General features: G+C 68.2%; 4 protein-coding genes and 1 pseudogene. All 5 read right to left on the reverse strand.

Translation table 11 applies throughout. The features are described from left to right. Window positions 1-1,269 (reverse strand): annotated as a pseudogene (locus CVO76_RS15100) (hypothetical protein); the annotation flags it as partial. Between the two features lie 275 nt (window positions 1,270-1,544). After that, window positions 1,545-2,399, reverse strand: coding sequence for a class I SAM-dependent methyltransferase (locus tag CVO76_RS15105; RefSeq protein ID WP_208739977.1), 855 nt, complete (start codon window positions 2,397-2,399; stop codon window positions 1,545-1,547). Window positions 2,400-2,524: 125 nt separating this feature from the next. Then, complete coding sequence (locus CVO76_RS15110; RefSeq protein WP_208739978.1) at window positions 2,525-3,349, reverse strand: GAF and ANTAR domain-containing protein; 825 nt, start codon at window positions 3,347-3,349, stop codon at window positions 2,525-2,527. Window positions 3,350-3,673: 324 nt separating this feature from the next. After that, window positions 3,674-4,360, reverse strand: a complete 687-nt coding sequence (locus CVO76_RS15115; protein WP_208739979.1) for a response regulator — start codon at window positions 4,358-4,360, stop codon at window positions 3,674-3,676. Continuing rightward, on the reverse strand, window positions 4,357-5,018 hold a 662-nt coding region (locus CVO76_RS15120; RefSeq protein WP_244186018.1), incomplete at its 5' end, for a sensor histidine kinase. The genes CVO76_RS15115 and CVO76_RS15120, both read right to left, overlap by 4 nt.

Here is a 5,018-nt window from a genome sequence, read left to right on the forward strand (position 1 = left end):
CGTGCCGTCGATCCACACCTGGTCCGGGTGCGCGGCCATGGGGCGGCTGGGGTTGACGAAGGACCAGCCCGGCTGGGTGCCGTCGGCGCTGCCCCAGGTGTATGTCGGGCTCGCGTCGAACTCGGCCGTCCAGCCGTCGACGACGAAGGCCCTCCCCTCGGGCGTGAAACCGGAGACCGGGACGCTGCCGTCGAGCCACACCTCCTCGTGAGGGAATGCCTGGAGCGTGATGCGCTTGGTGGACGGGATCTTGACCGCTTCGAGGTACGAACCGGCGCGGAGGACGATGGTCTGCCCGCTGACGGCCTTCGTGACCGCGCCCTTGATCGTCTTGAGCGGTGAGTCCTGCGTGCCGCGCGCCGTGTCGCTCCCGTTCCCGGCGACGAAGATCGCGTCCGCGGGGACGGGGTACGACGTCGTGCCGACGGGGGCGGAACCGGACGCCGCGACTGCGACCGGAGCGGGGACGACAGGAGCAGGTGCGGGAGCCGGAACGACAGGTGCCGGGGCCGGGGCGGGAACGACCGGAGTCGGGGACGGCGACGGGGACGGCGACGGGGACGGCGACGGGGACGGGGACGGCGTGGGAGCCACCGTCGGCACCGGGGTCGGGACCGGTGTCGGCGACGGCGCGGGCGTCGGGGTCACGACCGGTGCAGGGGCAGCGGTCGTCGGCGCGGGCACCGGAGCCGCGGTGGGGGCCGGAACAGGTGCCGGAGCGACGGTGGTCTGCGCCCAGAACTTGGCGCCTTCGTCCTTCCAGCCGGCGGCCTTGAGCTTCGCCTGGTCCGCCGGTGATGCGGAGAAACGGTGGAGGGCGCCCTTCTGGTAGCGGCGCACCTCGAGCCCGCAGCCGACCTTCGTCGCGGAGGCGTAGAACTCGATCTTCTGGCTGACATACCCGTACCTGGTCTGTGCGTTCTCGTACTCACCGACGCCGGCAGTATCGGCGACGAACAGGAAGTCACCACCCTTGTACATCCGATGGACGGGCACCAGTCCGGGCCTCGCCGCCGGGGAGACCTTGAAGACGACACCGCGCTTGTCGGTGAAGCCGTTCCTGGTGGCCGCGCTGGTCACCTCGGTCGACGACGTGGTCAGCAGGGAAGCCCCGGACGTGGGGTTGATGCTCTGGTGGACGCTCTGCGTCATCGGCGTGCAGACGGTCGTCGCCGCCGTGGCCGGCAGCGCCACCCCTGCGAGCAGGGGCAGAACGGCGGCCGTGACAGCAGCGGCCGCCACGGATCGGCGGAGGTGGTTCGTGAACAATCTCGGTCCTTCGTACGGGCAGATGGCGTCTGCAGTCCGGGCCCTGTCCAGACCGGGGCGACCCCGGGGCCTGTCATGCCTGTGTGCGGCCTACTATCGGAACGCTCGGCGCCGTCGTTAGGATCCGTCGGGACCCGGGTACCAGAGGACCCGACGGGTACCATGACGCCGGGCAGCCGATCCAGGGCCGGCCTCCTCATGCGAACGGTCGTACGTGCGTGCTCGCCCGGAGGAGCGCCGGCGAACAGTGGCTCGTGCCACGTCGGTCGGACCGTTCAGCGTGATGCTCCGCCGTCCTCCGCCTTCGTCAGCGTGAAGATCCCGTAGCGCATGGCACCGGTGCGGTAGGCCAGGATCAAGCGGGGCACACTCAGGAGGAAGATGCGATTCCGTCCACCGATCGCGAGACGACGGGTCTCACGATCGACGAGCAAGGCCTTCGCGATGCGGCGGGCGCAGATCGACCATGTGCGCGCGACGTTGCGGCTGACGTCCTCGTAACCGGTGACCGCGAAGCCCGCCGCTCGCGCCATCGCCTCGTACTCCTCGCGCGTGCCCATGGAGGGCAGACGCCCTTCGCGGCAGATCGGCTCGAGCAGATGGCGGACCTTCACGTCGCTCGCATCGGTCTCGGCGAGCCACGCGCAGACGACCAGACGGCCGCCGGGTGACAGGACACGGCGCGCCTCGGCGAAGAACCCGGGCTTGTCGACCATGTGCTCGCTCGACTCGATCGCCCAGGCCGCGTCGGCCGATGCATCGGCCAGTCCGTTGACGAGCCAGTCACGAAGCGTGATCTCCACGTCGGGGACGGGATGTGCGGCGGCATAGTCGACCTGCGCAGCGGAGAGCGTGAAGCCGGTGACGATGACCTGGCGCATCGCCGCGAGCCGCCGTGCGGTGGATCCGTAGCCGCAGCCGATGTCGACACACCGCTCGCCGGGCGAGAGACGCAGTCGGTCGCCGACAGTGTCGACGAGCGCCTCGACGGCCTCGGCGGGCGTCTCGCGCCCTGTCGTCCATAGCCCGTGATGGACGTGCTCGCCCCAGACGCGACGATAGACCGGATCGAGCTCGTCGTAGTGATCCGCGACGGCGACGGCGTCCTGGGAGATATCGGGGGCGATCACGCGATCACAGTACAGCGGTGATGCATTCCACCGGAAGGTCCCTGCTCGCGACGCGTCGCTTCCGGTGCGCGGTGAGGGACACCAGCGCGGCCGGACCGCCGTCGCAGACCCGACCACCTGCCCGATCAGTGCTCGAAGTGTGTGACCGGTGCCTGCCCGCTGACGGAAGCGACAACGGCCGCAGCCAGGTCGCGGAGCTTCCTGTTCCTGGCGCTGGCGGCGGCTTTGAGGATGGTCATCGCCTCATGCTGACTGCACGTGTTCTGGGACATGATGATTCCGGCCGCGAGATCGATCGTCGTCCGCAAGGTCATCGCGACCGTCAGATTCTGTCCCGTGTCGGTCAGGTGCGCGATCCTCACGGCCAATCGCAACCCCTGGGATGCTTCGTCGGCGAACTGCTGCGCCAGGGAGATCCGTTCCGGTCCGAACGCATCCGGTGTGTCCGCGTACAGGTTCAGGGCGGCCGCCGCTTCCCCGCTGAGGAGGACTGGTACGGCGAGGATCGATCGGACACCGTGGGCGTGGGCCAGGGTGAAGTACTCCGGCCACCGATCGTCGTCGGCGACGTCGCGCACGTACACGCGCGTCTCGGTGCGGGTCGCTTCCAGGCACGGTCCGTTCCCGGACGCGTTCTGCAGTTCGTCGAGCCGCCGGGCGACCTGGTCGCTGCTGGCTGCCGTCCCCTGCTTCCTCGGACGCAGCAGGGTCACTCCGCATCGGACCGTGGAGTCGTGCCCGGAGAGGCGCTCTGCCGCGAATCGGGCGAGATGGGTCAGGAATTCCTCGACGTCGGGGCTGTCCAGGACCAAGTTCTGCAGGACGACGGATGTCTCGCCGGTCCCGTACTCGGTCTCCCCTGTCCCGTACTCATCGGGACGATCGTTCGGTGTTCGTTGGGAGGTCGCGTCACGGTGAGTACCCGTTGCAGCAGTCTCGCGGTTCGTCATCAAGGAAATCAACCTCGCTCGGCAGTCATCGGCAGACGGCGCATGAACCCATCTCTATGGGCGCACGCGCTCGTGCACTGCCGCTTCTGCTCAACGACAACTCACAACCCTACCCCCCCACCTCTGCCCCATCCGGAGTCACGGGCGTTCCCGGTCGTGGTCCGGTTGTCCCAACCAGGATCCGTTCCTCCGACGAGCCGGCTCCGCATCAGCCGGACAGAGAATCCGCGGCCCGCGCGCTTCGGCGCACGGCGTCGGAGCCCGCTCGAGTCCTCGTCCCTCTCCCCCACTCCGGCATCACCCACGATTCTGGCAAGCGTGCCTTCACGTGCCGTTCGGCGTGAAGCGGTACCCCATACCCGCTTCAGTCAGCAGGTACCGGGGCGAACCTGCATCCGGCTCGAGCTTCTTCCGCAGCTGACTGATGTACAGGCGGAGATACCCGGAGTCACGGACGTGCTCCGGCCCCCATACTTCTGTGAGCAGGTGCTCCTGCGTGACGAGACGCCCAGGATTCAGCATCAAGGTCTCGAGCAGGCGCCACTCGGTGCGGGTCAGATGGATGGCGGTACCGTCGGTGGTCCGGACCACCGATTTGGCGACGAGGTCCACGCGCACGTCTCCGAAACTTGCGCCTGCTTCTTCCTGCGCGGGCAGGCGCCGTCGTGTGAGGGCCCGCATCCGAGCCAGCAACTCGTCGGTCAGGAACGGTTTGGTGACGTAGTCGTCCGCACCGGCGTCCAGTGCCTGCACCTTGTCGATCGAGTCCATCCGGCCCGAGATCACGAGGATCGGCACCGAGCTCCAGCCTCGGAGTCCGTGGATGACGTCGATGCCGCTGAGATGGGGCATGCCGAGGTCCAGCACCACGATGTCGGGGTGGTGCTCGGCCGCGCGCCGCAGGGCCGCAGCCCCATCAGTGGCTAGGACGACGTCGTAGTCCGACGCTGTGAACGTGATGCTGAGAGCCCGCAGGATCTGCGGGTCGTCGTCGGCGATGAGGACCTTCATGCCGCTCCGACACTGTTCCCAGTGAGTAGAGTCTCGTGCGGTTGTGGGGCGCGCGGCAGTGATATCACGGAGGTGAGTCCGCCCCCGGGGGTGTCCTCGAGTGTCAGGTGACCGCCCATGCCTTCAACGAAGCCCTTAGCCAGTGCCATACCAAGCCCGAGGCCGGTGTCATTGTCGGTATCGCCCAGCCGTTGAAAGGGCATGAGTACCTGGTCTTTCCGGTCGTCCGAGATGCCGGGCCCGCGGTCGATGATGCGCAGTTCTGTTCGCCCGCCGAAATCGCTCACCGACAACACCGGTGGTTCCCCGCGCCTGGCGTATCGGATGGCGTTGGACAGCAGGTTCACGAGCACGCGCTGCAGCAGGACGGCATCGGCAAGGAGTAGCTGCGGCTCGGCAGGGGTGTCCAGCTCGATATCGCCCGGGCCGAGGTCCAGTTCCTCGAGTGCGGGAAGGATGACCTCCTCGGGCCGCACGGGTTCGAGCACGACGCCGAGCACGCCGGCCTGGATGCGGCTGGCGTCGAGCAGGTTGGTCACGAGGTCCGACAGGGTTCCGAGGCTCTGTTCGGCGGTCTCCAGGAGCGCGCCCTGCTCGTCCGGGGAGAAGATGATGTTGGATGATCGAAGACTGGTGACGGCAGTGGTTGCGGCGGTGA

It is taken from the genome of Arthrobacter agilis, assembly GCF_002953615.1.
Lineage (GTDB): Bacteria > Actinomycetota > Actinomycetes > Actinomycetales > Micrococcaceae > Arthrobacter_D > Arthrobacter_D agilis_B.